Source organism: Roseateles sp. GW821-FHT09G09 (assembly GCF_059415965.1).
Genome location: NZ_JBWKOG010000009.1, coordinates 23243 through 49887 on the forward strand (window position 1 = coordinate 23243; position 26645 = coordinate 49887).

Annotated in this window: 23 protein-coding genes and 1 pseudogene; 8 read left to right on the top strand and 16 right to left on the bottom strand. The window is 66.7% G+C overall.

Features of this window, described 5'->3' with window-relative positions:
• Positions 1 to 112 precede the first annotated feature (112 nt).
• From AC07O8_RS22475 to AC07O8_RS22485, 3 genes are all read right to left on the bottom strand, one after another.
• Positions 113 to 2041 (bottom strand): ABC transporter ATP-binding protein, encoded by a 1929-nt coding sequence (locus tag AC07O8_RS22475; protein WP_495050160.1) that lies wholly within the window; start codon positions 2039 to 2041, stop codon positions 113 to 115.
• Complete coding sequence (locus tag AC07O8_RS22480; RefSeq protein ID WP_495050161.1) at positions 2041 to 3915, bottom strand: ABC transporter ATP-binding protein; 1875 nt, start codon at positions 3913 to 3915, stop codon at positions 2041 to 2043. Before AC07O8_RS22480 ends, AC07O8_RS22475 begins: the two co-directional genes overlap by 1 nt.
• Before the next feature lie 238 nt (positions 3916 to 4153).
• Positions 4154 to 4795: a nitroreductase family protein gene (locus AC07O8_RS22485; protein WP_495050162.1), complete on the bottom strand. Its 642-nt coding sequence runs from the start codon at positions 4793 to 4795 to the stop codon at positions 4154 to 4156.
• Positions 4796 to 5117: 322 nt separating this feature from the next.
• Here AC07O8_RS22485 and AC07O8_RS22490 point away from each other — a divergent pair, with 322 nt between their 5' ends.
• Positions 5118 to 6665 carry a methyl-accepting chemotaxis protein gene (locus tag AC07O8_RS22490; protein ID WP_495050163.1) on the top strand — a complete coding sequence of 516 codons (1548 nt, stop codon included), beginning with the start codon at positions 5118 to 5120 and terminating at the stop codon, positions 6663 to 6665.
• A gap of 108 nt (positions 6666 to 6773) precedes the next feature.
• Here AC07O8_RS22490 and AC07O8_RS22495 read toward each other — a convergent pair whose 3' ends face one another.
• Positions 6774 to 7322 (bottom strand): hypothetical protein, encoded by a 549-nt coding sequence (locus AC07O8_RS22495; RefSeq protein WP_495050164.1) that lies wholly within the window; start codon positions 7320 to 7322, stop codon positions 6774 to 6776.
• A 169-nt stretch (positions 7323 to 7491) separates the two neighbouring features.
• Between AC07O8_RS22495 and AC07O8_RS22500 the strand changes: the two genes are divergently transcribed.
• Positions 7492 to 8346, top strand: a complete 855-nt coding sequence (locus AC07O8_RS22500; protein ID WP_495050165.1) for a hypothetical protein — start codon at positions 7492 to 7494, stop codon at positions 8344 to 8346.
• Between the two features lies 1 nt (position 8347).
• Here AC07O8_RS22500 and AC07O8_RS22505 read toward each other — a convergent pair.
• A pseudogene (locus AC07O8_RS22505) lies at positions 8348 to 8473 on the bottom strand (IS3 family transposase); the annotation flags it as partial.
• 189 nt (positions 8474 to 8662) lie between these two features.
• Between AC07O8_RS22505 and AC07O8_RS22510 the strand changes: the two are divergent.
• Both AC07O8_RS22510 and AC07O8_RS22515 read left to right on the top strand, forming a co-directional pair.
• Positions 8663 to 9106: a hypothetical protein gene (locus AC07O8_RS22510; protein ID WP_495050166.1), complete on the top strand. Its 444-nt coding sequence runs from the start codon at positions 8663 to 8665 to the stop codon at positions 9104 to 9106.
• A 349-nt stretch (positions 9107 to 9455) separates the two neighbouring features.
• Positions 9456 to 10826 carry an MFS transporter gene (locus tag AC07O8_RS22515; protein WP_495050167.1) on the top strand — a complete coding sequence of 457 codons (1371 nt, stop codon included), beginning with the start codon at positions 9456 to 9458 and terminating at the stop codon, positions 10824 to 10826.
• Between the two features lie 75 nt (positions 10827 to 10901).
• Here AC07O8_RS22515 and AC07O8_RS22520 read toward each other — a convergent pair whose 3' ends face one another.
• The 3 genes from AC07O8_RS22520 to AC07O8_RS22530 all read right to left on the bottom strand — a co-directional run bounded on the left by AC07O8_RS22520 (position 10902) and on the right by AC07O8_RS22530 (position 14216).
• Entirely contained in the window at positions 10902 to 12026 is a 1125-nt protein-coding gene (locus AC07O8_RS22520) for a hypothetical protein (protein WP_495050168.1), read from the bottom strand.
• A gap of 585 nt (positions 12027 to 12611) precedes the next feature.
• On the bottom strand, positions 12612 to 13259 hold the full coding sequence (locus AC07O8_RS22525) for a hypothetical protein (RefSeq protein ID WP_495050169.1): 648 nt from the start codon (positions 13257 to 13259) through the stop codon (positions 12612 to 12614).
• Between the two features lie 156 nt (positions 13260 to 13415).
• Positions 13416 to 14216, bottom strand: a complete 801-nt coding sequence (locus AC07O8_RS22530; RefSeq protein ID WP_495050170.1) for a hypothetical protein — start codon at positions 14214 to 14216, stop codon at positions 13416 to 13418.
• Here AC07O8_RS22530 and AC07O8_RS22535 point away from each other — a divergent pair.
• Positions 14215 to 14358 (top strand): hypothetical protein, encoded by a 144-nt coding sequence (locus tag AC07O8_RS22535; RefSeq protein WP_495050171.1) that lies wholly within the window; start codon positions 14215 to 14217, stop codon positions 14356 to 14358. The two genes, AC07O8_RS22530 and AC07O8_RS22535, sit on opposite strands and share 2 nt — an antisense overlap.
• Positions 14359 to 14462: 104 nt before the next feature.
• Here AC07O8_RS22535 and AC07O8_RS22540 read toward each other — a convergent pair whose 3' ends face one another.
• From AC07O8_RS22540 to AC07O8_RS22570, 7 genes are all read right to left on the bottom strand, one after another.
• On the bottom strand, positions 14463 to 15620 hold the full coding sequence (locus AC07O8_RS22540; protein ID WP_495050172.1) for a hypothetical protein: 1158 nt from the start codon (positions 15618 to 15620) through the stop codon (positions 14463 to 14465).
• A 221-nt stretch (positions 15621 to 15841) separates the two neighbouring features.
• On the bottom strand, positions 15842 to 16954 hold the full coding sequence (locus AC07O8_RS22545; RefSeq protein ID WP_495050173.1) for a hypothetical protein: 1113 nt from the start codon (positions 16952 to 16954) through the stop codon (positions 15842 to 15844).
• 111 nt (positions 16955 to 17065) lie between these two features.
• Positions 17066 to 18436: a TolB family protein gene (locus AC07O8_RS22550; protein WP_495050174.1), complete on the bottom strand. Its 1371-nt coding sequence runs from the start codon at positions 18434 to 18436 to the stop codon at positions 17066 to 17068.
• Between the two features lie 160 nt (positions 18437 to 18596).
• A complete protein-coding gene (locus AC07O8_RS22555) occupies positions 18597 to 19595 on the bottom strand; it encodes an ankyrin repeat domain-containing protein (protein WP_495050175.1) in 999 nt (332 codons plus the stop codon).
• 100 nt (positions 19596 to 19695) lie between these two features.
• The gene (locus tag AC07O8_RS22560) at positions 19696 to 20382 is read right to left on the bottom strand and encodes a 3-keto-disaccharide hydrolase (protein ID WP_495050176.1); all 687 of its coding nucleotides are present in this window, start codon (positions 20380 to 20382) and stop codon (positions 19696 to 19698) included.
• Positions 20382 to 21008 (bottom strand): gluconate 2-dehydrogenase subunit 3 family protein, encoded by a 627-nt coding sequence (locus AC07O8_RS22565; protein ID WP_495050177.1) that lies wholly within the window; start codon positions 21006 to 21008, stop codon positions 20382 to 20384. The genes AC07O8_RS22560 and AC07O8_RS22565 overlap by 1 nt, the downstream gene beginning before the upstream one ends.
• A gap of 2 nt (positions 21009 to 21010) precedes the next feature.
• Positions 21011 to 22825 carry a GMC family oxidoreductase gene (locus tag AC07O8_RS22570; protein ID WP_495050178.1) on the bottom strand — a complete coding sequence of 605 codons (1815 nt, stop codon included), beginning with the start codon at positions 22823 to 22825 and terminating at the stop codon, positions 21011 to 21013.
• Between the two features lie 211 nt (positions 22826 to 23036).
• Between AC07O8_RS22570 and AC07O8_RS22575 the strand changes: the two genes are divergently transcribed.
• Positions 23037 to 23417: a hypothetical protein gene (locus tag AC07O8_RS22575; RefSeq protein ID WP_495050179.1), complete on the top strand. Its 381-nt coding sequence runs from the start codon at positions 23037 to 23039 to the stop codon at positions 23415 to 23417.
• Between the two features lie 24 nt (positions 23418 to 23441).
• Here the strand turns inward: AC07O8_RS22575 and AC07O8_RS22580 are convergent, their stop codons facing one another.
• Positions 23442 to 23774 carry a YnfA family protein gene (locus AC07O8_RS22580; protein ID WP_495050180.1) on the bottom strand — a complete coding sequence of 111 codons (333 nt, stop codon included), beginning with the start codon at positions 23772 to 23774 and terminating at the stop codon, positions 23442 to 23444.
• 356 nt (positions 23775 to 24130) lie between these two features.
• Between AC07O8_RS22580 and AC07O8_RS22585 the strand changes: the two genes are divergently transcribed.
• Positions 24131 to 25495 carry a surface lipoprotein assembly modifier gene (locus AC07O8_RS22585; protein ID WP_495050181.1) on the top strand — a complete coding sequence of 455 codons (1365 nt, stop codon included), beginning with the start codon at positions 24131 to 24133 and terminating at the stop codon, positions 25493 to 25495.
• Positions 25492 to 26645 (top strand): FecR family protein (locus AC07O8_RS22590; RefSeq protein ID WP_495050182.1); only part of this gene is annotated, 1154 nt, incomplete at its 3' end. The genes AC07O8_RS22585 and AC07O8_RS22590, both read left to right, overlap by 4 nt.

Sequence of the window (26645 nt, forward strand, 5' to 3'; positions counted from 1 at the left end):
ATGACGCAGAGGCTCTGCCAGATCCGTGCCAGGTCTTGCGAGCCGGAAAATCCGTGTTCATCGGACTTCCCGGGCGGTCGAAGCGCGCTGAAAGCAGCACCCGCTGCTGCCTTCAAGCCAGCGCGGGGCTGCTTTCCGCGCCGTGTCCGGCGGCGGCGCCGGGGCCGACGCCGTTGGCCTTGCCGACGCCGTCTGATGCGCTGTCCACGGCGGCGCCGAACGACGCCTCTTCATAAGCGCGGTAGAGGCGCGAGTACGGGCCGCCGGCGGCGATGAGGACATCGTGCGGTCCGAGCTCGACGATCTGGCCCTGCTCGATGACCGCGATGCGGTCGGCGTCGCGGATCGTCGCCAGGCGGTGGGCGATGATGATCGCGGTCCGACCTTCGCAGAGCCGACGCAATGCGGCCTGGATGCGGCGCTCGGTCTGGACGTCGACGGCGGAGGTGGCCTCGTCCATCACGAGCACCGCGGGATCGGCGAGGTAGGCGCGCACCAGGCACACCAGCTGGCGCTGTCCCTGGCTCAGCTGACCGCCCATCGCGCCGACCGGCGTGTCGTAGCCCAGCGGCAGGCGCTCCAGCACGGCGTCGGCGCCGAGCTCGCGCGCGGCGGCGATGAGCCGCTCGTCATCCGCCTCCGGCGCGGCGATGCGCAGGTTGTCGAGGATGGTGCCGGAGAACAGCATGTTCTCCTGCAACACGACCCCCACGTGGCGGCGCAGCTGCCGCTGCGACAACGCGCGGATGTCGATGCCGTCGAGGCGGACGGCGCCGCCGCCGATGTCGTAGAAGCGCGTGAGCAGCTGCACCAGCGTGCTCTTGCCGTGGCCGGTCGGGCCGACGATCGCCAGCACCTCGCCCGGGGCGATCCGCAGATCGAGACCGCGGATGACCGGGCGCTCGGCCTCGTAAGCGAAGTCGACGCGATCGAAGTGGATGTCGCCGAGCACCCGCGCGAGCGCCTCCGGCTCGGCGGGGTCGGCGACCTCGGGCTCGGTGTCGAGCAGCAGGAAGATGCGCTGCGCCGACGCCGCGCCGCTGGTGTAGCGCTCCAGCAGGTCGGACAGCTCCTGCAGCGGGCCGAGGAAGAGCTGCACGTAGAAGAGGCACTGCACGACCTGGCCGAAGCTGAGCTCGCCGCGCGGCACCGCGTGCGCGCCGCCCCACAGCAGCATCACCATGCCGGCGCTGGCCAGCAGCGCGGTGTACGGCAGGAACCAGCCGGCCTTGCGGTTGCCGCGGACCAGCGTGCGGTTGAAGTCCTCCAGCAGCGCGCGGTAGCGGCGGCGGTTGGGCTCCTCCTGGACCATCTGCTGGAGGATGCGCACGCCGGAGACGGTCTCCACCAGGTGCGCGGTGAAGCGCGCGCGGGCCTCGGCGACGAGGCCCCAGTTCCGCTGCGAGATCTTCTTGAAGGCCCACAGGCCGAGCACCAGCGGCGGGACCACCGCGGCCAGGCCGAGGAACAGCGTCGGCGAGATCGCGTGGATCAGCACCGCCGCGACGCCGCATCGCAGCACGGCGGAGAGCAGCTCCGGCGGTCCCTGGATCAGCAGCGGCTCGAGCGCGTCCACGTCGCGATCCACGCGCGAGATGATGCGGCCCGCCTTGGTCTTGTCGAAGAAGCGGACGCTGAGGTCCTGCACATGCCGGTAGGCCTGCATGCGCAAGGTGTTGAGCACGCGCAGCGCGGCCTTGCCGGCGAGGAACTGCGACAGGCCCGAGATCGCGAAGCGCGCGGCCCAGGTCAGCGCCATGCCGACGCCCAGCCAGGCCGCCAGCCGCGCGTCGAGCGACCAGCCGGCGCCGTCCGCCACCAGCGCGTGGTCCAGCGCCTGACCGACGAACCACGGTCGCAGGAAGACCGCGCCGACCAGCAACGCCTCCAGCGTGACCACGGCGGCCAGCGCGCCGCGCACCGGACGCAGCAGCGGCAGCATCCGCCAGAACATCCCGCGGTCCAGCGCCTTGCGCGCGAGGGCCTGTTCGAGTTCGATGTCGGACAGCGGCCGCTGTCCTCGCAGGTCGCCGCGTGCCATCAGTCGAGTCCCAGCAGTTCGCGATAGGCCCGCAGGCCGGAGAGTTCGTGATGGCGGCCCGCGGCGGCGATGCGGCCGTCGACGAGCAGCAGCACCCGGTCGGCCTGCAGCACGGTGGACAGCTTGCTCGCGACCATCAGCACCGTCGTGCCGCCGGAGTCGCCGTCCGACGCCGTGTTCAAGGCGCGCAGGCGGTTGAGCACGCGTTGCTCGGTCAAGGCGTCCAGCGCGCTGGTGGCGTCGTCGAGCGCGAGCAGGCGAGGGCGCGCCAGCAGCGCGCGGGCGAGTGCCAGGCGTTGTCGCTGGCCGCCGGAGAGCGTGACGCCGCGATCGCCGACGCGCGTGGCGAGGCCGTCGTGCAGACGCTCCAGGACCTCGTCGGCGCAGGAGACGTGCAGCGCCTGCTCCAGCGCGTGCGCGTCGGCATCCGGCGCGGCCAGTCGCAGGTTGGCCTCCAGCGTGTCGGAGAAGAGGAACGCCTCCTGCGGAACGACCTGCACCGCGCGGCGCAGCACGTCCAGGCGCAGCTCGCGGATGTCGATCCAGCCGGCGGCGTCGTCGCCGACGCGCACGCGGCCGGCATCGACATCGAGCAGGCGCGGCAGCAGGCTCACCAGCGTGCTCTTGCCGGCGCCGGTCGCGCCCACGATGGCGACGACCTCGCCCGGCGCGATGCGCAGCGAGCAGCCGTCGAGGATGGCCGTGGTGCCGCCAGGCGCGCGCACGCCGACGTCCTCGAGGGACAGACCGAGCGGACGGAAGTCCCGCTCCGCCTGGATCAGCGGCACCGCGTGAACGAGCGGCGCCGAATGGACCAGATGCGCGGCGTCATCGACGTGAGGCGCGCGCACCGGCAGCGTCGCGCTGCCGCCTTCGATCGCGGGGACGGCGTCGAGCAGTTCCCAGATGCGCGCCGCCGACGAGCGCGCGTCCGCGAAGATCTGCAGCACGCGCCCGATGCCTTCGGCGCGGAAGATCAGCACGTTGGCCATCAGCAGCGCGGCGACCAGCTCACCGCGATGCAGCTGCCCGGCCTCGACCAGATGAAGCCCGAAGACCAGGATCCAGACCTGGCCCAGCGCGACGACCGCCTGAGGCAGCGGCACGCGCGCGCAGGCATAGGCCAGCGCGGCGGTGGCCTGCCGCATGAAGAGCCCGACCTGCGCCTCGAAGTGCGCCGCGCGGCGCGCCTCCAGCACGAAGGACTTGACGACGCGCACGCCGTTGACGCCTTCGGACAGTTCCTGGTTCACCTGGTCGTAGGCGGCGCCGGTGGCGCGGTCCAGCGCCACGAGGTGATGCGTCTGGCGCAGGAAGAGCGCGACCGCCACGCCGATCAGCAGCAGCGGCACGACGGCGAGTCCCGGGTGGTACCAGGCGAGCACGCCCAGCGTCGCGGCGACGACCAGGGTCAGCTCGAACACCTGGCGCCAGAAGTTGATCAGCGCGTCGCGCAGCTTGTCGGCGTCGCGGGTGGTGCGGGTGACCAGCTCGCCGACGCCGTGGCGCCAGTGGTAGCCGAGGTCCAGACGCTGGACCTGCACGAGGATGCGTTCGCGCAGCAGCGTCAGCAGGCGCTGGCCGCTGACCAGCGAGGACAGGCCCGCTCCGTACTGCAGCGCGCCGCGCAGCAGCGCGACGCCGAGCAGCCAGACGGACCAGGCCAGCACGCCGTCGACGGCGGCCCGCACGCCGTGCGGCGCGCCGAGCTCCAGCGCATGGACCGCGCGGCCCACCAGCCACTGCTGGCCGGCGAAGGCGATGTTGCCGAAGAGGAAGAGCAGCGCGGTGAGACTGAAGTGCCAGGGGATCTCGCGGTAGAGCAACAGGCTGCGCCACAGCGGCGAGGAGGAAGCAGGCGGGGATGCGGGCAAGGATGCAGGCAGGGACGCTGGCATGGACATGGCGGGAGCGCCCGACGATGTCGGGCATCGGGCTCCACATCGCAACTTCCGGGCCATGCCATCGGGCGTGGATTCGACGCGAATCGTGGCGATTCGATCGCGTTCCGGCGCACGCGGTCGCGGCGCGGCGCGGCGTGAGGACGGCCGCTGCGTGGATCTCAGCAGCGCTGCGCGGATCGGCGCAGCGGGTCGCCCAGGCGAAGGCTCCTCAGTCGAAGGGGAAGCGGCCTTCCGCGGCGATGGCGCTGAGCGGCAGGCGGGTGTTGGGCTGCTCGCGCGCCTGCAGCGCTTCGGGCAGCACGGACTTGTCGCCGCGACGGCCCAGCGCCACGATGACTTGCGGCGTGTAGTCCTCGGGGATCTCCAGCGAGCTGCGAGCCAGTTGGCGGTCGAAGCCGCCGATGCTGTGCGCGTGCCATCCCGACAGCGAGGCCTGCAACGCCAGGTGCGACCACGCGGCGCCCGCGTCGAAGGCGTGGGTGGAATTCGACTCCAGCGTGGACTTGCCCGGCGGCAGCCAGCGCTGCTGCGACACGACCAGCACCAGCGCCGACGCGCGATGCGCCCAGCTCTGGTTGGTGACGCTGAGCGTCTCGAACAGCGTGGCCCAGGCGGGCGTGCCGGCCAGCGCATACACGAAGCGCCATGGCTGCACGTTGTAGCCGGACGGCGCCCAGCGCGCGGCCTCGAGGAAGCGCAGCAGCGTGGCGGTGTCCAGCGACTCGCCGGTGAAGGCGCGCGGCGACCAGCGGTTCAGGAACAGCGGATCGATCGGATGGTCGGCCTCACGCGCAAGGGAAAGGGGGGCGGGAGTGACTGCGGGCTGGGCGGTGGACAGGACTTGGGACATGACGAGACTCCTTGGAACGGATCGCCGGACACCAAACGCCGGCGCGGGACGGGACCGACCTTGGCAGGTCGCGGGCCGTCGCGCCACGCAGAAAGTCGCATAAGCAATTGCGCAAGCTTCAGCGCGCTGAGGAAATCCCGCAGTGCTCGTGCTTGTCGCGCTGGGCGGCCATTCGCTCGAAAGAGGTAGAGACCTGGCACTGTTTGACGCGAATCAATGAATTCGGCCCGACTTGGGCGCTCCACGCCCAAGCGGTACGCGGTGCCCTCAGGGAATGCCGCGCCGTGCCGATCCCATTGAGCACTACAACCAGGGAGTTTCGATGTCTTCGCTTTTCAATCTCAGGATCGGCGCGCGTCTGGCCGTCGCATTCAGTTTGATGGTCCTGCTCATGCTGCTGATGGCGGGCGCCTCGCACGGCGGGTTGACGTCGGTCGACGGCCGCTTGGGCCAGGTCATCGGCGACCGGTACGTGAAGGTGCGGTCGGTGGGGCGCATCTTCGACGAGCTGAACCTGCAGGCCCGCAACGCGCGCAACGTGCTGCTGCTGGACACGACGCAGGAGCGCGAAGTGGAGCTGGCCTCGATCCGCGAGTCGCGTCAGCGCGCGGCGAAGGTCTATGACGAGCTGGTGCCGACGATCCAGGACACGAAGGCGAAGGCCTTGCTCGAAGAGTCGCTGGCGGTGCGCAAGACCTACGGGGAGGCGCTCGATGCGTTCTTCGCGCAGGTCAAGGCGGAGGACATGGACGGCGCGAAGCTGGTGCTGATGCAGAAGCTGCGCCCGTCGCAGCTGAGCTATGTGAATGCGCTGGGCAAGCTGGTGGAGCGACAGGAGGAGCTGATGGCGGAGTCCGGCTCACTGGCCAAGGAGGCGGTGCAGGAGACGACGCTGGTGCTGTGGATCGCGGTGATCGTCGGTGTGGTGGCAGGTGTTGCCTTCGGGGTGATGGCGACGCGGTCGGTGACGCGGCCGCTGGCGGAGGTGCGGCGCGCGATGGAGACGGTGGCCGGCGGGGATCTGACGGCGGACGTCCGAGTGACGCGCAGCGATGAGCTGGGGGATCTGCAGCAGAGCCTGGCGCGCATGGTGGAGGGCCTGCGCGGGCTGGTGCGCGAGGTGCGCAGCGGGGTGGACTCGGTGACGACGGCGTCGAGCCAGATCGCGGCGGGGAATCTGGACCTGTCGAGCCGGACCGAGGAACAGGCGAGCAGCCTGCAGCAGACGGCGAGCTCGATGGAGGAGATCACCGGGACCGTGCACCAGGCGGCGGACAGCGCGCGTCAGGCGACGTCGCTGGCGGCGGAGGCGTCGGGGACGGCGCGTCGGGGCGGCGAAGTCATTGGTCGCGTGGTCGCGACGATGGAGGCGATCACGGACAGCAGCCGGCGGATCGAGGACATCATCGGCGTGATCGACGGGATCGCGTTCCAGACGAACATCCTCGCGCTGAACGCCGCAGTGGAAGCGGCGAGGGCGGGGGAGCACGGACGCGGATTCGCCGTTGTGGCGAGTGAAGTGCGTGCGTTGGCGCAGCGCAGCGCGAGTGCGGCGCGGGAGATCAAGACCTTGATCGGCACGTCGGGCTTGTCGGTGGCGTCGGGTGGTCGCGAGGTCGCGGCAGCCGGCGACACGATGCGAGAGATCGTTGAGCAGATCAGACGCGTGAGCGAGCTGGTCAACGAAATCTCCGGCGCCGCCGGAGAACAAAGCCGGGGGATCGAGCAGATCAACCAGGCAATCACGCAGATGGATCAGGTGACGCAGCAGAACGCGGCGTTGGTTGAAGAGAGCGCCGCAGCCGCCAACAGCCTCGAAGCGCAGGCACAGCGGTTGGCGGAGTCGGTGGCGTCGTTCAGGACTGCGTGAAGGGAGCGGGCGGGCAACAAAAAGCGGACTGGCGCGAGACGCCAGACCGCTCATACAGTGAAATTCCAGATCGCATATTTCATGCGTACCGGAACTTCAGGGCGTTGCTTAGCAGTTGCTCATGCAAATATCATTCCCACGCGGCGAGCACGTCGAGCGACTGGAACACCAGTAGTTTTGATAAACGCCACCACCTCCGATATCGGGATCGCGAGGCTGATCTTCCAGAACAGCCCCGTTCGTGCGAACCAGTTGATCTGTCTTGTTCTCCACGCGGAGGCCCTTCAGTGAGGCGGTGATGTGCTGGACCCCAAACACACTGAGAAGCTGATAAGCATCTCTCACAGCGAGCGTATCTTCAATAACGCGGAAGTTGAAACTGGCCAGCCCCTTCTCGTTGAATACCAAGCTATTTACGAAGACGGCTTGACCATTTGCTCCGAGCTTTTCGAACGCCTTTCCGGCTGCGCCTCCCAGTTGAATCTGCTGGTAGAACTCGGCAAGACTTTTCGCTGGCGCCATTTCGCGTGCTAGCTCGATACGAGCCTTGCGGGCTGCCGCCGCATCAGTCTTTGCTTGCGAATTGACATCAGAAGCCCCCTGGGCCATTGCGATGCTACAAACAATGGCGGAGCAGAGGATCACTAGTTTTTTCATTGCTATTCCCTGATAGATATGCCATCGACAAAATGGCAATGAATGATAACAAACGCAAATGACGCAGAAAACATGTAAACTCTTACAGGCGGCATGACGGGATATTAAATGAGACAGTAAGCTGTCTGCAGAAATATGCAAGGCGTGTGAGACGATCGAGCACGTCGAAATGCAATTGGAAAATACGATGAAGTGGTCGCTAAAGTTGGTGTCTTTGCTGCTCGGAATGTTCGCGCTCTCGTTCGGGGCGAATACCCAGGCAGAGACTCGTGCATCTCTACAGATTGAGTCGCAAGACGATTTTGACTCATATAAGGAAGAATTCTGGAAGAGAGCTTTTGAACCAGAGGAGGTGTCTTCTGCACAATTGGATGCCATCGAAGCCCGTTTCATGCGTCGAGCAGTCGCTCATCCGCTTGTAGCTTCCGAATGGCGTCTTCTCATCCACTTGGCAATGAGAACATGGCGTTTTGACCGGATTGAGGCTTACCGTCAGATGGGGGAAATCCCCGCGCAGCTGCTGGAAGGCGTTTCGACGCCGCTTCCGGTTCAAACGGGTGCCATCGATGAGTCCGCCTTCTGGCGAATGAGTACACGCCCTGCTAAGCTAATTCAAGATGCCGCCCCACGTGAGCAAACGCCAATACTCGCGATTGTCTTTCATCCAAGTTGCGGTGTGTGCAAGCGGCTCTTGATTGATATTGGTGCCGACGCAGAGATGTTGCAGTTCTTCAGAAGTTGCAGCGTCTGGGTGGGAACTATTGAAGGGAACTTCAGCGTTGAGCGATATGCCGATTGGGCGGCCCATCATCCCGATTTGAATTTGCGATTTGTGCGAGATTGGAAAAGTTTGGCGTCATATTCGACATTTGAGACGCCGACCTTCCGTCTGCTCAAGGGTGGTGTCGTGGTTGACCAATTGATCGGTTGGCCGGTGGCGTCCGGAAAGGCTAGGTTGAGAGATTTTTTGAAATCACACGACGCTTCCTTGAGCTCGCGATGCGTGATGTCCGGAAAAAAGTGAACGGCGCCGAAAACTCGCTGGCCAACTTCAGCATCTCGTTGGCCTTGCGAAGCTGACGAACCCCACGTTCGAGTTCCTGCAGGCGCTAGGCCTCGCTGGTCGTCACGCCCTCGATGTCTCCCCCGTCTCAGGCCGACAGCAGTCCGATGCGAAAGTCCAGCAGGGCGCTAGACCAAAGAGGCGCCACTTCATTCCCCATGAAGAGTTTTTTGTGGTTGGTGCCGCTGCTTCGAACGTCGGTGGCGTGGTTCAGCGTGGCGTGACGGAAGGGGACACGCTTGGGCTGGCGTGGTCGACTCGTGCTCCAATCTTCCCCATGCAAATCGCTCAACGCTCTGCGGTCACTGCATCGCAGCTGCCATTGAACATTCGTCCTGTCCTCCGAAGCGCTCTGCTCGCCCTGTTGATCGTCGCGACGAGCCCGCTCGTTCGCGCGGAGGCGGAATACCCGTCGGCGCAAGATATGGTGGCGTTGGTCGAAGTGGTCGCCGTCGAGTGTGTCCGACTGGGTCATCTGAAGACCGATGATGTGGATCAGATGCGGCGCAACCTTCCCCGGCATTTCCATCGCGCGACGTATGCCGAGTACCTGGCCAGTCCCGCCTACGAGCGGACTGCGAAGGTGATGCGTGCAGACATCATCAAGGACGGCGTGACGAAGAAGTTCTGCGAAGGCCTGCGCAGCTTCGGGACTTTGGAGCCGGGCAACATGATGTTCGCCGAACGTGGACTGGACTACGCGGAGAGACTGGAGCGCTGAACGCTGGGCCTCTTTGAGGCTGGGTCGGACCCGGACGAAGCCTTGGGTCTCAAGGCGATGGCGTTCCATCAAGCGGACTCATGAAGAATGGGCGCAATGACGTGCGATGACCCGCTTGTGTCGCCCGATGCGGAAGGCGAAGCGGTTGCCACATGCCCCCGTCTGTGCGCTCTGCGGCGGCCTGCGTCCTCTATTCGAGTGTCTTCGCGGAGCCGACCCCATCGCCGTGCGTCCTCCGGAATCTTGCGCCAAGGTGTTGGCCGATGATCGGGCAAGGTTCATCGGGAGCGGCGTAGGCCAATGCTCCCTGGGCCCGCCTCAATTCCCACCTCCTGAGCAGCAGTCCGCGATGACGCCCGACGATCAGCAACGAGAACAACAAGGCCTTGACCCACGCGGACGCAGCGCGCTGCTGGCGGTCCTGTTGGGCGTCATGCTCTCCACGCTGGACACGGCCATTGCCAACGTCGCGCTGCCGACCATCGCCGCCGACCTGCAATCGCATGCCGCCGCGGCGATCTGGGTCATCAATGCCTACCAGCTCGCGGTCGTCGCCACGATGCTGCCCTTCGCCGCGCTCGGCGATGGCATTGGCCCGCGCCGTGTCTTTCTCGGAGGGCTGGTTCTGTTCACCGCCGCGTCCGGGCTGTGCATGGCGGCGACCAGCGTCGAACTGCTGGCGGCCGCGCGAGCTTTCCAAGGCATCGGCGCGGGCGCGATGATGAGCGTGAACATCGCGCTGATCCGGCAGATCTACCCGCCGACAAAACTGGGGCGCGGCGTGGGCCTCAATGCGCTGGTGGGGAGCATCGGCTTCGTGATCGGGCCGACGGTGGCCTCGGTGTTGCTGTCCGCGGCGAGTTGGCCCTGGCTGTTCGGCATCAACGTCCCCCTGGGCTTGCTGGCGATCGCATGTGCCTGGCCGACATTGCCGAGCAGCCCACCCCGCCCGCACGGCTTCGACGTGGGCACCGCGGTCCTGACGGCCACCAGCTTTGCGGCGCTGATCTTTGCATTGGGCTCCATGGCGCAGTTGGCCGCCTGGACGCAGGTGGTGCCCGCTGTCGCGCTGACGATCGTCGCCGGCGCGCTCCTGCTGCATCGCCAGCGCGGCCACGCCACGCCCATGCTGCCGGTGGACCTGTTGCGCCGGCCCATGTTTGCGCTGTCGGCGGTGACCGCGGTCTGCGCATTCGCCACCCAGGGCCTGGCCTTCGTCTCGCTGCCGTTCTATTTCGAGCAGGTCCTGCACCGCGACGCCGCCAACGCCGGGTACCTCATGACGTCGTGGCCGGTGGTCGTCGCGATCACCGCGCCGCTGGCCGGCCGGCTGTCGGACCGGCATGCGCCGGGGCTGCTGGGCGGCATCGGTCTCGCGCTGCTGGCGGTCGGCATGTGCGGGTTGGCGCTGCAGTCCCACCATCCCTCCTTGCCGATGCTGGTGCTGTGGATGGCGCTGTGCGGCGCAGGCTTCGGCTTCTTCCAGGCACCCAACCTGACCGCGCTGATGTCCAGCGCGCCTGCGCACCGCAGTGGCGGCGCCAGCGGCGTCATCGGTGTGGTGCGGCTGCTCGGACAGGCCAGCGGCGCCGCGCTGGTCGCCTTGTGCTTCCACCTGGCCGGCCTGCGTGACGGCCCAACCGTCGCCCTGGCGCTGGGCGGTGTGACTGCGGGGCTGGCAGCGGTGGCGAGTTTTGCGCGGCTGCGGGTCCGGGCTTAGAAGGCCAGGAGCCAATGCGCGGCAAGCCCTGACCCTCAAGTCTCTGCCGGCGACACCGGACCAGGGATCAACTGCTCACAGATAGCGCTTCTTGAGATCCATCATCAGGAGCCGGTCGGTGGCGCTTTGAGGCAGGCCACTGTTCAACTTGATTTGGTCCTTGAGCGCGGCTATCTGGTCGAGCTTTTTATCGGGATCCTGTTGCTCGTTGATGGCCTTCACTTCAGCCGGATGTTTCTCGACTGCACCGGAAATGAAGTCATGGAGTTCGGGAGACACTGTCTTCGCCGGTGCCGGCCTGTTCGAAGTGCCAGGCTGCATGGCGAGAAGTGCCGGAGACATCGAGGGGGGAATCGTCGCGACGGGGACCAGAGCCACCTTGGAAATGGCGCCTGGATTGACCTTGCGGTCGCCACTCATGCTGTTCACGAAATCCCCATCGTGGGCACTGGCAGCGTTGCTCGCGGCGTCCCACGACTTTCCTGTTTCGATCTTTCCTTCCTTGAACCCGGCGCCTTGCGGCACCACCACGGCGTACATGACATTGGTCTTGTCGGGCTTGACGTAGTCGTCGACGGGACGGTTGGACGTGTAGAGCCCGGATCCGTGAATGTTCATTCCGGCAACGCCGCCACCCAGGCCGTGATTCGCATCGGCAGAAAAGCCTTGATTCCGGATCGAGTTGGCGTTCTCCTGAGTGGTGACGTGATAGCCGAACACTTGGACAGGCCCATGCTGGCTCTGCAACGCGTCCTTGATCTTCGATTCGATTTCCGTTGCCTGCGCCTGGGTGGGAACCTGCGAGTGCATCGGAAGACCGGGAACGTCGATGACCTTTCCGCCGAGTTGGCTGGCTCCGGCGGCATGCGATGAGATGGCGCCGATCTGCGATGCCTGTGTCGGCATGGCTGATGCCAGTTGCCCGGTGCGGGTTGGCAGGACGGCGTTCTGTCTCATTCGCTTCGCCGGTTGATCCGTCGCGATGTCACTGTCATTACCCGGACGCTTGGTCGCGGTCGAATCGGCGGACAGGGGCAGGGATGGCCTGCGACTGGGGGCCGCGGTCAGGCCCGACAGTTCATATGAGCCTGGTGGCCGTGCGGCGCCACCTTCTCCCGTGGGCGTGCCATTGAGCGGATTCGATTGCTGAGCCCCGCCAATCTGATGGTTCGTCGTTGGCGCGTCACTGTGAAGCTTCATTGAAGGGCCTCGGGGAAAAGTATCTCGCCCGATGGTGTCGGCCTTCCGGAGCGCGCGACCGTGCGCACGCGAAGCTGGCTACGAGGAGGCGAATCAAGCCCTGACCCTCCTGGGGGATGCGATCCCCCTCACTCCCACTAAGGGACGAACCGCCGGAAGTCTTTGATTTAGATCAGAGAACGAAGTCCGGATTGGACGGAGCATGGACCCCGGTGCTTCAACCCACCACGAAGCCGCGCCGGTCCTGAGACCGACGCCGGGCCCTTGATCACTCGGTCACGGGCGAGATGGGCCTATCCGCGAGGACGGCCGCACGTCCTTCGTCGTGAGTTGAGCATCTCGCCCACCTCTCCGGTCGATCCGAAGGCATGGCGCCTTCAACGTCGGAGCCGGTGGACCATATGGCTCTTCGACCCGGTCTCTGTCACAGACCGTGCTTTGCTCGCTTCAGGCTGCAGTCGGACGCAAGTCATATGAAACGGTCCTCGCTGAAACTGAAGGGATCATTTGGATCGACCTGCACGATGGCTTCAACTGAGGGGAGGGCGCCGAGCCACTCGCAGGCGGTAGCGTCGAAGCAATCGATCAGCGTCGCGCGCGGCTCGTCAACGCTTCCACGCGTCGGCGTGTCGAGACATCCGAATCATCCAGCCAGATGATGCAGGCTTCTGGATTGACGTCGATGCCAGCGTCGGCAGCGCCAATCAAGGCTGCGGGGACGTAACACAGGAGCTGGCGTCGGGCTGAATCCCGTGGGTGGCCTGCCTGTGAAACGAACGATACCCAGGTGTCGTAGGCCGGCAGGTTGTCTATATCGAAGAAGCCGCCTGAAGCGTCTTGGGCAATGCCATCCGCAAGATTTTCATCCGGGAAATACAGCATGAACTTGCCAGTCACGACGAGCGGCGACTGATAGTTGACCGGCACGTTCTTATGGCGCAGTTGCTGTTGACGATTTCGGCCAAGCTCACTGAGCAGATGCTCTGGACCGTCATGAAACAGACTGGGACTGAGTGCCTCGGACCTGAGTTCGTGGAGATCCTTGAGCGAATCGCACCAGGCCACGGTTTCCGCCAGACGCGCGAGGAGTTGCTCGTCGGTCAGCTCTGAGCGGCCCTTGTCGCGGCGTTGCCAGACGTCCAGGTGCGCGGGATACGGCGCAGACACAAACGCAGAAGCGAAGTCCGCAGTCTGCCGTGCCGGCGGTTTTTTCTTCTTGAAGATTCCAAACACGAAGTGCTCCCTCGCTGTGAAGCGTCAAGACCTTATGTCCTGAAGCATTGAGCCTGGTCATTGGTGCGACGTCGCCGCTGCCGCTTGCGGAAGGGCTCCGTCACCCGTTTCTCCCATCGAAACGATGTGGCTGAGACGACCTTGGTGCATCGCCCGTCAGTGGATGACGCGCCGCTCCGGAGGCGCCTGGGACTCGGCCTCGGGGTTGTCGGTTGTGGGCACCCTGTGTGACTGCGTGTCCTTGGCGGCGATGAGCCGCAACTGGTACGAGACGATGCGTTTGAGCATCTCTGCGCGCGCGCCGGGCTCGATCACGACCGATTGGAAGCGACGTCGCGCGTCGTCGAATCGACCCATGCGGCGTTCCATTTCGCCGGCGATCAGCTGGTCGTTGAGGGCCGCCTCGGGCTTGTCCTTCGGCGCCTGATCGAGGTGCTCGATGATCTGTGCGCGATAACGATTGGCCTGTTCTTCGCCGTAGCTCTGCCAGGTCGCCTTGAGCAGTGTGAAAGCGAGCGGCCGGTGCTCGGCGCCGACAACGGTCATGAGGAAGGCAGCGCGCGCGTAGGGCGGCTCGGTGCGCACGCGTTGGCGGTAGTCGTCGGAATCGACAATGGCGGTGAGCTTGGTCAGTTCCTCGGGCGCGAAGTCGTGTTTGAAGATGACGAAGCCATTGCCCGGGCAGACCGGCAGCGGCCAGGGGGATTCGATGGCGCCATAGGGGCGGGTGTCGAGGTCGCTGCCGAAGGCCGTGCCGGAGCCGGCCATCAACTGCTTGAACGGTTCACCGCCGATGGGGCAGGTGAACTGGTCCTCGCGCGTGGTCATGGCGAACGACGCGGTCGCGAACCCCACCAGCAGGCCGAGCGAGGCCAGGCGGTGGACGGTCTTGTTCAATATCATGGGCTCCTCCGATGGGCGGGGAAATTCTCCACCACGGCGCAGACGTCCCTTCATGAAAACTTCCGCCATCCTCGTTCACATCAGTGCCACGCTGTTGTTCATCCTGGCAGTCGCCATCGGCAAGCCCGTGCTGTGCGTCATTGCGCTGGCCATGGAAGTCGGCTACGCGGCGCTGAGCGATAAGGGCAGGAAGTGAGACGGGCAATCCGCTAGCGACCTGTTCGCGATCGCCGCCCGCCCGGATCGGCGTTGTCCTGCGTCGCATGCGCGCGACGGCTTCAGCGCAGCGCCGCACGATTGCTATTTCGAAGACCACTTCGTCTCCGCCTTGAGCACCACATCCGCGGGCTGCACTTCAAAGCCTGCGACGAGCGTCCATGCGGCGTTCTCTTTCCGGTCCTTGTCCTGGCTGGCCCCCTCGATCACGATCAGGAAGTCGCCATACGGATTGGCGGCATTCCTCGGTGCCACGAACCGCTTGTGCAGGGCTTCCCAGTGTTCCGCGAGATACCGTCCCGCCGCGGCGGTTCCGCGATCGGTGAAGCCGCCGATCCAGAAATAGACGCATGCACCTGATCCGCTGCCGGTGTCGCTGGCGTGTCGAACGATCACGCCGTAGTCACGGGAACTCTCCGGGGCCGCCAGCCACCGCTGCACACTCCAGTTGCGAGGATGCAGCGTGGTGAACGCAGGGTCCGATCCCGCCACCCCGACCAGGCGCGACTGCCAGTTCCCCGGCAGCAGGCTGGTGCGGATCGAGAGGGCGTCGCCGATCGGCGTCATGTCGACGCGGAGCCATGCGGAAAACTGCCGCCTCAGCAACTCCGCCTCCTTGGTGAAGCCGAGGCCGAGCATCATCTTGAACGGCGCGGTCTCCGGTTTCTGATCGCGATCCTCGTCCACCGGCTTGAGCTGAGGCGCGGCCAGCCCTTCCTTGCGAAAAAGTTTCAGGATGGCCCGGCCCGCCTCCACGTCGTATCGGTTCACCCAGTGCCGGGCCTTGTACAGCCGGTGGTGAGGGGTGCGTTCCAGGGCCGCGTCGGTATCGTCCACCAGGCCCCGGAGCATCTTCTTCAACGGGTCGGTCTGCGCAATGATCTCCGCGTCTTCCGGACGTTCGGAGGCACCCTTGCCGAAAAACCTCTCGATCTTCCGGCGCTTGGTCGTCCACCAGACCGAATGCTGAACGCCGAGCTTGATGAGCTCGTAGGCGGTCACGATCACCAGAGAGCTTGCGACGCCGCCCAGGAAGATGCCCCAGAACGTCGACGTCCTGGTGAGCGTGATCTTGCCCGCCAGGGCCTTGAGTGGCGGGGCCGGGTCCTGGCCGGCAAGGACAAAGGTCTCGGGATCGAGGAACTTCCCCGCGCACCACAGGGCGACGACCCCGATCACCATCAGCACGCCCAGGGCACCGATCTTCGGTATCGACGTGTCCGGCTTCACCTCTTCCTTCATGGATTCCCTCTTTCTCGTCTTATGAAAGGGGACGTCCACGCAAGCGGGATGCCAGTGATGAAATTGCGACGGTGGATAGCCAGTTATCGATTCAGGACGCGCCGTCGACGCCGGAGTGTCAAGTTTCCCGGCTCATCAACCTGTATGAGGCGCGGGCCGGCAAGTCCTGACCCTGCTGATCGCTCGACCCTGGGCGGGATGGTCGTTTCGCGAGCGCGGCTTCAGGCAATCGCCTGGAAACTGATGTCGAGTCCGCCGCTCGCCGTCGCCTTGATGTCCCTGTAGGTCTTCTTCAGGAGCGCGATGTTGTCGATGAGGAAGTAGGCACTGCTGCTGGCATTGGGGCTGCCGAGAATGGCCTGGAATTCGCTGGTCCCTGGTTGGAACGTCCGCTCGCTGTTCCAGGCCACGTCATCCGGATACGCCATGAACACCGTGAGCACGGTTTCACGGTTGATGATGTTGTCGCGCTGGATCCGAGTGATGCCCGCGAGCGCGTCGTTGGCCTTTTTCTCCTGCTCGTCGTCGCCCTTGAAGTGATGCATCGCGGCGCTGCGCGCCTGCCTCCAGAGGATGTCCGAATTCTGCAGCCCCTTGTTGGCCGCTCTGGCCTTGTCCCTTGGCCTGACGCTCCAGTCCTTCTTGTCTACATAGCCGGCCATGTTCCATTCCGCCTTGATGTTGCCGCCAAGGACATCGAAGACGTTCGAGTAGTCTCCCGTGTACTCCCCCTTGGAAACGGTCGGTCTGACGGTATCGAAACCCGCGGAGTTGACCCGGTAGGTTCCGTTGCTCACTGCGTCGGGTTCGGTGCTTTCGTACTGGTTCGTGAAGGTGTTGTCCCTCTCCTGGTTCTTGGCGCGATAACGCTCCGCAGGATCGACACTGTTCTGAGTGTCGGTCTTGAAGTTCTTCACCGCGGCGTCCAGTGCCAGTTCCAGCTTCGCGCCTTTGTCCGCGTTGGCGTTGTAGATCGACACGCCCTTGTCCCAGATGGCCTTGGCCTTGACCGCAGGCGAATCGGTGTCCTTGACAAGATTCGTCGGTACGAACGAGGTCTCCGTGTATTGCTGGATCCACCAATCGTGCTTCGTCCTCTCGGTCGGCTCGACGGTGTTGCGTCGCTGCACGGGATCGACACCCGAACGACGCGCCGACTGGCCGAAGAGCGACTCGATCAGGCGCCGCTGAGCGACGAGGCGTGGGCTGTCGTCGACGGACAGGCCCGGGGTCGTCTCCGGAATGCGTTGCGCAGGGGCGGGGGCCGCCTTCGATCCGGTGGCCGCGCGAGAGCTCGATGGAGCGTCTGTCCTGGGATGCAGGTGTCTGTCCATGCTTGTCCTCTCTCTCGGCGGTGAAGTCATGCGTCGGCGGAGCGTAAGCCGATTGCCATCCCTGCGATATCGGTCATTTGCTGATCTTCTGATTCATCGGCGCGGCGCGTTCTATCCCACGCACTTGCCACTTTGTCCGCCGTCCTCTGGCAACGGCGTCCCCGGCAACTCCAGCGCATAGTGCAGCGACAACAACTGCCAGCCCGTGGGCCCCAGTTGCCATTGCGTGCTGTTCACGCCGACGTAGTCCGGCGCGGCTTGCGCCGGATCGCGGCGCGATTCGACCACGCTGTGCACTTCGGCGTGCCCCGCATATCGACGCAGTGCCCTGTGGATCTCGCATTCATGCAGGGCGCGCGGGCTCGGCTTGCCGACGGCGGCGATGAACGCCTCGGCGGACCAGCCGCGCACCTGCAGCTGGCTGGTTTGCGCATGGAGCTGCTGAGCCCAGATCCGCGCGTTCGGGTGCATCAACGCGCTCATTCGCGCCATGTCCGCGGGTTGTCCCGCCGCATGGGCGAAGGACTGCCACAGGGCGCTGACCTGCGTCTCCAGAGCCGCACGGCTGAAGGCCTGCGCCTCGGGACCGATCGTCTCCAGCAGCGCCGGCCAGCTCACACGGTAGACCTGCGAGAGTCCGGGCGCCGAGTCCGGCGCCGCGCGTGTCGACGCGAACAGCAACCAGCGTCCGTCCGCGGTGATCGACGGCGTGAATTCGAAGCCGGCGCCGTTGACCGGCGCCGGCAGTCGCAGCGCGGGGCCGAAGTCCTCGCCGACGCGTTCGGCTAGGTAGAGATCGGCGCCACCCTCGCTGCCGGCGCGATTGCTCCACCACACGGCGAAACGCCCATCAGGGCTGAGCGTGAAGTCGCTGTTCGCCGTTCCCTCGTTGATGGGGGCCGGGAGCGGGCTTGGCGGGAGGTTCTCATCGTCGTCGACGCGGTAAAGGGACAGCTTGCCCGGTCCGCCGACGCGCGTGGACGCGAAGTAGAGGCGCTTGCCGTAGCGCTCGGGACCGAGCTCCTGTTGCGGGCTCTGCACCGCATCGGCGAGTCGCCGGGGCGAGCTCCATTGCCCGGTGTCGCGATCCACCAGCACCGCTTCAAACAGATCGAGATCGTCGCCTCTAGCCTTGCCTTCCGCGGCGGGCCGGCTGGAGACGAAGGTCAAGGTCTTGCCGTCTCCGGACAGATGCGGGTCCGAGTCGCGCCAGCGTGGATCTGAGAAAGGCAGCGGCTCCGGGGTGCGCCAGGCGCCGCCGGGGCCTCGTCGCTGCCAGAAGATCTGCGATTGCTTGAAGCCGGCGGCGGAGCGCGCGAAGACGCGCAGGGTAGGGGTTTCCTGCAGGTTGTAGGTCTGCTTCTGCGGGTCTGCGTCCGGCAGCTCGACCCGTTCTACGACCAGCGCCATCGCCGCAGGCGTCGGCGCCGCGGCGGCTCCGGACGACGGGGCATGAAGCGCTGCCAGGAGGAGCAGGACCACGGGATTCAGTGCGCGTACGAGCATGGCGGTCAGGGCGGGAAGTCCGGAGAGCGTCGATGCTAGGAGCGGGCTCAAGATCTGGCCCCGCCATGCGATGAGTCCAGCGAAACACGTCGCGAGAACGGCTCGCGTCTGACGAGTCTGGCGATGGGGCTCAGTCTCAGCGCGCGCCGTGCTGCCGCAGCAGGGCAATCATCGGCTCGTCCTGGTTGTAGCGTGCTCGCGCCATCACGGAGGTGCCGTCCTTGGCGATGGCCTTCACGTCGGCGCGATGCTCGATCAGCAATTCGGCCATCTCCACATGGCCGGCGCCGGCCACCCACCACAACGGGGTCGCGCCCTCCGTATCGCGCGGATCGACCGGCACGCCCTGCTTGAGCAGCACGCGAGCGACTTCGTTCTCGCTCGAGTCGACCGCGCGGTGCAGCACCGTCGTGCGCCGCACCTCCGGATCGACGGCCTGCGGGTCGGCGCCGGCGGCGAGCAGGAAGGTCGCCGTTGCCGCGCGCGCGGACGACCGCGCGGTGCTCTCTCGCGCGCCGCTCGCCAGCGCCCACAGCGCCTCCGTGGCGACGTGCGCCTGTGTGGCGCGCAGCCGGGGCGCCAGGATCTGCAGCATCGGGAGCTGTCCGGCGGCGCCGGCGGACACATAGGCGCGCTTGATGACTTCCGGGCTCGGGGCTGCATCGAGCAGCAGACGCATCAGCGCCTCATCCCCGATGAACGCCGGCACCGAGAGCGCCGGCCCTTGCCCCGGCCCCCACTTGGACTGATCCGCCTTCGCCGCCAGCAGCCGCTTCACGACGGCGATCCGCCGCGCGCGGGTCGCCGCATCCAGTGCGGTCAACTCCTGACCCGACAGCTCGTCCACGGGTATCGCGGCCTGGAGGTACAGCTGCACGGCGACCTCGTCGCCTCGCGCGGCCGCGGCGACGAAGGCGTCCTGCGTGAACGGCTGACCGAGCTTCACCAGCTGCTGGCGAGGATCCTCCACGTGCTCGCGCTGAAACAGCGCCACCAGCTTCTTCGCCGAATCGGTGAAGCTCGCCAAGCCCGTGACGATCGCGGCGATCACCAGCAACACCGCGACCCAGCGTCGCTGCTTCAGGCGCGCGAGGTAGCGTTCGTGGAGGGGCGTCTGGGGCGCGGCATCGGGCATTGCAGATCCGTGTGAGAGGGCGACGAGCGCCTTTCTACTCCAGAGCGGCGTCGCCGCACGCCGGACGGCGGCGTCTGTCCTCGGGATACGGGTCGACCGCTCAGGGCAGTACCTTCACCTTGATGTTCCTGAAGTGCGCCTCGCTCTCCGGATCGTGGCCCTGCAGCGCGAAGGTGCCGCTGGCCAGGTAGCGCTTCTCCAGGCCCTTCTTGCGGACGATGGGCGACTCCTCGGTGTAGTCGGCCGTTTTCTCGCTGTTGACGAAGGTGGTGACGTGCTTGCCTTCGACGCGCACGGTCAGCGTGAACCACTGGTTGTCCGGCGACACGACCTTCAGGTAGTCCTGCACCCCCCACAGTCCGCCGGTGCGGCTGGGGTCGCTGTGGGAGTTGTTGACCTGCACCTCATAGCCCAGTTCGGGCCAACCCACCTCCTGCCACCTGGTGTGGAAGTAGACCCCGGAGTTGGCCTTGGGGAAGGTCATCACGTCGACCTTCAGCTCGAAGTTCTTGAAGTCGTGCTGCTGCACGGGGCCCGTGTAGAACAGGTGCGAGCGCGGACCGCGGACGACGATGGCGCCGTCCTTCACGCTGAAGGAGCCGGGCTGGTCGCTGGCGCGCCAGTTGTCCAGGCTCTTGCCGTCGAACAGCAGTTGCCAGCCGGCGGCGGATTCTTCGGCGGTGAGCGTGTTGGGCGCGTTGGGGGTGCTGGGCATGTCGGCGGCGTGGGCAGTGGCGGACAGGGCGAGGGCGGCGGCAGCCGCGGCGGCAAGAGGGGCAAGGCGCATCAGGCGACTCCAACGATTTGCAGGACCTTGGGCGGCGGGCCGTCGAAGGTGACGGAGGGGACGTTGCCGACGTAGCCGATGTCCTTCATGCCGTCGGGCGTCGTGTAGAAGCCGCCGGCCGTCAGGTCGCGGAAGCGCTTGAAGAAGCGCGCGGCGTTGGCGAACGTCGGCTTGGCGGACTCGGTCCAGCAGATGTCGTCGGCGATCTGCGACTGCTGCGCGACATCGAGCTGGTCGAAGCGCCTGCCGCCGAAGCGCTTCGCGCTTTCGGCCTCGAGCCAGGCCAGGCCGTCCACGATGACGGGCTTGTCCTTGGCCTGGTCGGGGTAGGGCGCGCTGACCCATTCGTCGATGAAGCGGTGCACCTGCAGCTGCGCGGCGCTGGGCGACTGGTCGTCGGCCGGGATGATGAGCCCGCACAGCGCCTGGGCGGTCCGGTTCTGCGCGGCGTTGAAGGTCAGCGGCCACAGCTCGCCGCTCTTGTAGCTCTTCGTCAGCGTGGGGTCGGTGCCGTAGCCGGCGGGCTTGCCGCCCTTTCGCCTGGCTGGCGTGGCGCCCGCCGAGACGCCAGCGCCGAGCACCGCGCTGGCGGCCAGCATCCATTGCAGGGTCGTTCTGCGGTCCATGCTCAGAGCTCCTTCTTGCGGAAGCGGTCGATGATGTGGTCGGCCTGTCGCCAGGCCAGCGCCATGATGGTCAGCGTGGGGTTCTTGTCGGCGTTGGAAGCGAAGGGCGCTCCGTCCGACAGGAACAGGTTGGGCACGTCCCAGGTCTGGCCCCAACGGTTGGTGACGGAGGTCCTGGCATCCGCGCCCATGATGGCGCCGCCGACCTCGTGGATGATGGAGCCGCCGGGCGCGATGGCCTTGCGGCCGTCCAGCTCGGGCCCGCCGCCGCTCACCTTGCCGCCCATGCCCTCGATGATCTCCGCGAAGGTCTTCTGCATGTGCGCGGCCTGCCGGGTCTCATGCTCGGCCCACTGCCAGTGGAAACGCAGCACGGGGATGCCGAAGCGGTCCTTGGTCGTCGGATCGATCTCGCAGAACGACTGGTCGTTGGGGATCATCTCCCCGCGGCCCGCGAAGTAGACGAAGGAGCCGAAGGTCCGGCGCACGTCCTGCTTGAACTTCGCGCCGTAGCTGCCCTTCGTCAGCCACTCCAGGCCCGCGCCGGTGCCGGAGCCGGGCATGCGGCGGCCGGTGCCCAGCTCGATGTGATAACCGCGGGGGAAGCCCAGGCCCTGCTCGGCCCAGCGCGCGCCCTGTTTGCCGTAGAGCCACCAGGGCGCGTACAGGTGCGAGCCGCCGGCGCCGTCCTCGTTGTGCGGGGGCAGGTTCTCCAGCAGCGGCACCTGGCCCGACAGGTCGCTGCCGACGGTGTCCATCACGTACTTGCCGACCTTGCCGCTGCTGTTGGCCAGGCCCTGCGGATAGGCGCCGGACTTGCTGTTCAGCAGGATGCGCACCGACTCGCAGGCGCTGGCGGACAGCACCACCACGCGGGCCTTGGCCTCGATGTGCTTACCGGTCTTGCGGTCGACGAAGCGCACGCCGCTTGCTTTGCCGTCCTTGGTCGTGACCTCGTAGACCATGGCATCGCACAGCACGTCCAGGTTGCCGCTGGCGATCGCGGGCGGCAGGTGCACCGCGGGGCTTTGGTAGGTCGCGCCGATGGAGCAGCCGCGCGAGCACGGCGTGGCCCAGAAGCAGGCGGCGCGCTCGCGCATGGACTGCGCGACCAGCGCCTGCGCGCGCGGGTTGCCGGGGTGGAGCAGGGCGGGGATGCGGGTGTCGTCGAGCTTGGCGGTCAGCACCGCGCGGTGAATGGGCACCACCGGGATGCCGAGCTTGCTGGCGCGCTGAGCGACGAGGCGTTCCCCCACGCGGGCGGCGGGGGCGGGCAGCAGGCAGCCGGCGGGCGAGTCGGGCGTGTTCTCCAGGCCTTCGTTGCTGCCGTAGATGCCCACCAGCATCTCGACCTTGTCGTAGTAGGGCGCCAGGTCCTCGTAGGCGACGGGCCAGTCGAAGCCCAGGCCGTCGCGGCTGTGGGGCTTGAAGTCGTAGGGCCCGTTGCGCAGCGAGATGCGGCCCCAGTGGTTGGTGCGGCCGCCCAGCATGCGGGCGCGCCACCAGTCGAAGCGTTGGTCCTCGTCGTCGGACGCCTGCGTGTAGGGCTCGCCCGGCACCTGCCAGCCGCCGTCCACCGTCGCGTCGTAGAAGCCGAAGGGCTTGTCCGGCGTGCCGGCGCCGCGCAGCGGGGCGTCGTGCGAGGCCTGGAACATCGGCGTCTCGGTGCGGAAGTCGTAGTACCGGCCGGCCTCCAGCATCAGCACCTTCACGCCTTCCAGCGCCAGCGTGTAGGCCGTCTGGCCGCCGCCGGCGCCCGAGCCGACGACGATGACGTCGTAATCGCGCGCCATGTTGCGCGTCGTCACAAAACCCATGCGCCCTCCTGAAGAAGTCGGCGGAGTTTGCCACCGCGGAAGAGGGCGTTTCGGGAAGTCATGGCGCCGCCCGGCGGCCGCGTGCGATTACGATCCCGGGCGGCTCCGGAGGTCTCGGAAGCCCCAATTGCAAAGACTGACCCTCCCCGGATCCGATGGCGACGCATGGTCACTGGCACCCCGCCAAAAATGCGTCGACGAACCCTCCGCCATGACGCTCTCCCGCCTTCGTTTCGCCGTGCTCTCGTTCCTCTTGACCCTGCTCGGCCTGGGCGCGGGGGTGATGATGGTCTATATCTCGCTGGATACCTTCGCCAGTGGCGGCTACAGCTATCGGGGGAGGTTCTTCACGGCAGATCGACACCCGTTGTCGTTCTGGGCACATGTGGCAATCGCCTGGGTGTCTGGCGTCATGGCGATCGCCGCCACGCCGCTGGCAGCGTGGGGTGCATGGAAGTCCACCGCGCAAGAGCAACGCGAGATCGAGCGCATGTTGCCGAAGATCTACGGCCCCACGCGTCGCTGGTTGATCGTCACGCTCGTGATCCTGCTGATTCCGTTCTTGCTGGCTGCGGTCTTCGCAAAGCAGTGACTCAGCCGCCGGCTGAGGCCGGGCTCAGCTCGAGCGTTTCCCGAACATGATGATGGCCATCCCGATCAGGCTGACGGCAGCACCCAGCCAATCCGTCCCGGTCGGCTTGATCTTGTCGATCACCATCAGCCAGATCACTGCGACGCCGATGTACACGCCGCCGTAGGCCGCGTAGACGCGTCCGGCGGCGGTGGGGTGCAGGGTGAGCAGCCACGCGAAGAGCGCGAGGCTCGCAGCAGCCGGAAGGAGCAGCCAGACCGGCTTGTCCTGCTTCAGCCAGAGGTAGGGGAGATAGCAGCCGACGATCTCGGCGAGCGCGGTCAGAACGAACAGGGCGAGGGTACGAAGCAGGTCCATGCCGGATTGTGCTGTGCGTGTCCGCTGCCCCTGGAAAACGTCAGCACCCGCGAGCTTCTGCAGATTTCCATGCTGCTCGCCAGCTGACCTTTTCAATTTCGGATTTCGCAACGAGACAACTTTGCGTGTCGTAGGGAATCTCCAGGCGGCTGTCATACGTTCTTTTGGCGAATGTGCGTTGGCGCACTGACGGCGAACCAATATCGAACATGGCAGAGCCAGGAATATCGCCCGCTGCGGTCGCGCGGAGTAAGTCACATCGTCGGGAGCGGGCGCGCTTCAATTGACCGGCGCGCCACCGATGATGGTGAGTTGCGATGCGTTACACGTATTCGCCACCATGACAAGAGGCGACATTGAGTTTCCGAACACCCAGAATCAAACGCGGCGCTCGTTATGGCGCGGCCTGTTTGCGAGGTTTGGCACTGGCAGTGACGGTGGGCTGTTCGGCCGCGGGCGTGCAGGCCCAGGATGCGCTGCTTGATCAGGCGTCCCAGCTGCTCTCCAAACGCGATGCGGCCGCTGCCTATGCCTTGTTGGCGCCGGCCGAATCCGCACGCGCCGGCGATCCCGCGTTCGACTACCTCCTCGGTATCGCCGCGCTGGATGCCGGTCATGTGACGCGAGCGATCTTCGCGCTGGAGCGTGCCGTGGACGCCCGTCCGGAGGACCGGCTGGCCCGGGCCGAATTGGGTCGTGCCTATCTCGCCGCCGGCGACACGGAACGGGCGCGCGAGCAATTGGCCCGAGCCCGCAGCGGCGACACGCCGCCGCAAGCCCAGGCCGCCATCGACCGCGTGCTTGGCGTCGTCGACCAGGTGGTCCCGCGAAGGACCGCGCGCGTTTCGGGCTATCTGGAGCTGGGCGCCGGCTACGACAGCAACGTCAACAGCGCGAGCAATCAAGGCGAATTCGCCATTCCGGCATTCGGCGGGATCGTCTTCCAGACGACGCCGGAGAGCCGCCGCCGGCATGCATTCGTCGGCAATGCCGCTGCGGGCGCGATCGCCGAGTTGCCCTTGTCGGCCGACTGGAGCCTGATCGGCGCCGCCAATCTGCGGCGCGCGGTGAATCGCGATGCCCACGACATGGACACCGTGCTGGTCGACGCGACGGCCGGCTTGCGGCACAGCGCCGGCGCGCACAGCCAGACGCTCGCCCTGCAGACCGGCGTTGCCTGGGTCGGCCCGGAGCGCTATCGCAATGCCAGCGGCTTCACGGCGCAATGGCAGACGCAGTTCACCGAGCAAGTGATGGCCAGCGCCTTCGGCCAGTGGTCGCGTCAGGACTTTCCCACCGAGAGCAGCCGCGACAACGACCGGGCGGTGTGGGGCCTGGGTCTGGCCCGCAACCTAGCGGGCGGCGCGACGCTGGCCTACGGCAGCGTCTACGTCGCGCGCGAGCGCACTGAGCCCGCCTTCGCGGCATTCGGGCATCGCGGACGCGGCGTGCGCGTGGGCGTGGAGCGACGCCTGTCCGGCGATCTCGTGCTTTCGGGCGAGGCGCAATTCGAGGACCGCCGCTACGGCGGCGAGGAACCCTTCTTCGACACCGTCCGGCACGACCGGCAAAAGGACGTGTCCGTCGGCCTGCGCCGCCGGATCGGCGAACGCTGGGAGATCACCGGCCAGCTCCGCTACACGCGCGCGGCGTCCAACGTCGTGCTCTACGACTACGTGCGCAACACCTTCCAGGTCACCTTCCACAGGAACTTCCCATGAGCCTCGACTCTCGACGTCCCCCTGATCGTCGCGCCGGCGGCCTGTCGATGCCCGGCTGGCGCCATGGCGTGGCGATGGCGGCGCTGTGCGCCGTGTCGGGCCTGGTCTGGGCGGCCCCGTCGGCCACCGTGCTGTTCTCGAGCGGCGAGGTGCGCGCGGTGTCGGCCAAGGGCGAGGTCCGCGAACTCAAGGCCGGCGCCCAGATCGAATCCGGCGAGACCGTGCAGACGGGCAAGGGACGCGTACAGCTGCGCATGGTCGACGGCGCCCTGATGGCGCTCAGCGAGCAGACCACGCTGCGACTGGACGACTACCGCGTGGCAGACGCTCCCGGTGGTGAGGAGCGCGGTTTCATGAGCCTGGTCCGCGGGGCGCTGCGCACGATCAGCGGCAGCATCGGTCACCCGCGCGCGGACGACTACCGGCTCGACACCCCGTCCGGCACGATCGGCATCCGGGGGACCGAGTACACGGCCGCCATCGGCGGCAGCGGCGGGCTGGAGGTGGGCGTGATCGGTGGCCTCGTGGCGGTGTGCAACGACGGCGGCTGCGTCGACGTGCCCAAGGGGCATGCGGCGCAGACGCCCAACCGGTTCGTGAAGCCCGCGGTCAGCGTGAAGCCGCTGGTGCTTCTGCAGCCGGCCAATGCCCGCGCGACGGTCGTGGCCGAAGCACCGGCGTCCGTCACGGCATCTCCCGCCGCCCGTGCCACGCCCACGTCGGGCGAGCAGGTGTCGCAGTTCCTCGTGGCCGCGCTGACCCCACCGGCGACGGTGACGCCCGGGTCGGATGGCGGCTCGTCGCCGGATGACGTGCTGCCCGCGCTGCCGGGCTCCACCGGCGTGGGTGCCTCTCCGGCACCCGGCAACGGCGGTGACGCCGCACCGATCGTCGTGGCACCCGCGCCCACACCGGCACCTGCACCTGCACCTGCACCAGCACCAGCACCAGCGCCAGCGCCAGCGCCAGCGCCAGCGCCAGCGCCTGCACCGGCACCGGCACCAGCGCCAGCGCCTGCACCAGCGCCTACACCTGCACCTGCACCTGCACCAGCACCAGCACCAGCGCCAGCGCCTGCACCAGCGCCTGCACCGGCGCCGGCACCAGCGCCCGCACCAGCGCCCGCACCAGCGCCCGCACCAGCGCCTGC

Excerpts from the sequence above, each read along its gene's own strand:
- AC07O8_RS22475 (WP_495050160.1), bottom strand. The coding sequence starts at position 2,041 with ATGGCACGCGGCGACCTGCGAGGACAGCGGCCGCTGTCCGACATCGAA.
- AC07O8_RS22485 (WP_495050162.1), bottom strand. The coding sequence starts at position 4,795 with ATGTCCCAAGTCCTGTCCACCGCCCAGCCCGCAGTCACTCCCGCCCCC.
- AC07O8_RS22490 (WP_495050163.1), top strand. The coding sequence starts at position 5,118 with ATGTCTTCGCTTTTCAATCTCAGGATCGGCGCGCGTCTGGCCGTCGCA.
- AC07O8_RS22495 (WP_495050164.1), bottom strand. The coding sequence starts at position 7,322 with ATGAAAAAACTAGTGATCCTCTGCTCCGCCATTGTTTGTAGCATCGCA.
- AC07O8_RS22500 (WP_495050165.1), top strand. The coding sequence starts at position 7,492 with ATGCAATTGGAAAATACGATGAAGTGGTCGCTAAAGTTGGTGTCTTTG.
- AC07O8_RS22510 (WP_495050166.1), top strand. The coding sequence starts at position 8,663 with ATGCAAATCGCTCAACGCTCTGCGGTCACTGCATCGCAGCTGCCATTG.
- AC07O8_RS22515 (WP_495050167.1), top strand. The coding sequence starts at position 9,456 with ATGACGCCCGACGATCAGCAACGAGAACAACAAGGCCTTGACCCACGC.
- AC07O8_RS22520 (WP_495050168.1), bottom strand. The coding sequence starts at position 12,026 with ATGAAGCTTCACAGTGACGCGCCAACGACGAACCATCAGATTGGCGGG.
- AC07O8_RS22535 (WP_495050171.1), top strand. The coding sequence starts at position 14,215 with ATGAAAACTTCCGCCATCCTCGTTCACATCAGTGCCACGCTGTTGTTC.
- AC07O8_RS22530 (WP_495050170.1), bottom strand. The coding sequence starts at position 14,216 with ATGAAGGGACGTCTGCGCCGTGGTGGAGAATTTCCCCGCCCATCGGAG.
- AC07O8_RS22540 (WP_495050172.1), bottom strand. The coding sequence starts at position 15,620 with ATGAAGGAAGAGGTGAAGCCGGACACGTCGATACCGAAGATCGGTGCC.
- AC07O8_RS22545 (WP_495050173.1), bottom strand. The coding sequence starts at position 16,954 with ATGGACAGACACCTGCATCCCAGGACAGACGCTCCATCGAGCTCTCGC.
- AC07O8_RS22555 (WP_495050175.1), bottom strand. The coding sequence starts at position 19,595 with ATGCCCGATGCCGCGCCCCAGACGCCCCTCCACGAACGCTACCTCGCG.
- AC07O8_RS22560 (WP_495050176.1), bottom strand. The coding sequence starts at position 20,382 with ATGCGCCTTGCCCCTCTTGCCGCCGCGGCTGCCGCCGCCCTCGCCCTG.
- AC07O8_RS22565 (WP_495050177.1), bottom strand. The coding sequence starts at position 21,008 with ATGGACCGCAGAACGACCCTGCAATGGATGCTGGCCGCCAGCGCGGTG.
- AC07O8_RS22570 (WP_495050178.1), bottom strand. The coding sequence starts at position 22,825 with ATGGGTTTTGTGACGACGCGCAACATGGCGCGCGATTACGACGTCATC.
- AC07O8_RS22575 (WP_495050179.1), top strand. The coding sequence starts at position 23,037 with ATGACGCTCTCCCGCCTTCGTTTCGCCGTGCTCTCGTTCCTCTTGACC.
- AC07O8_RS22580 (WP_495050180.1), bottom strand. The coding sequence starts at position 23,774 with ATGGACCTGCTTCGTACCCTCGCCCTGTTCGTTCTGACCGCGCTCGCC.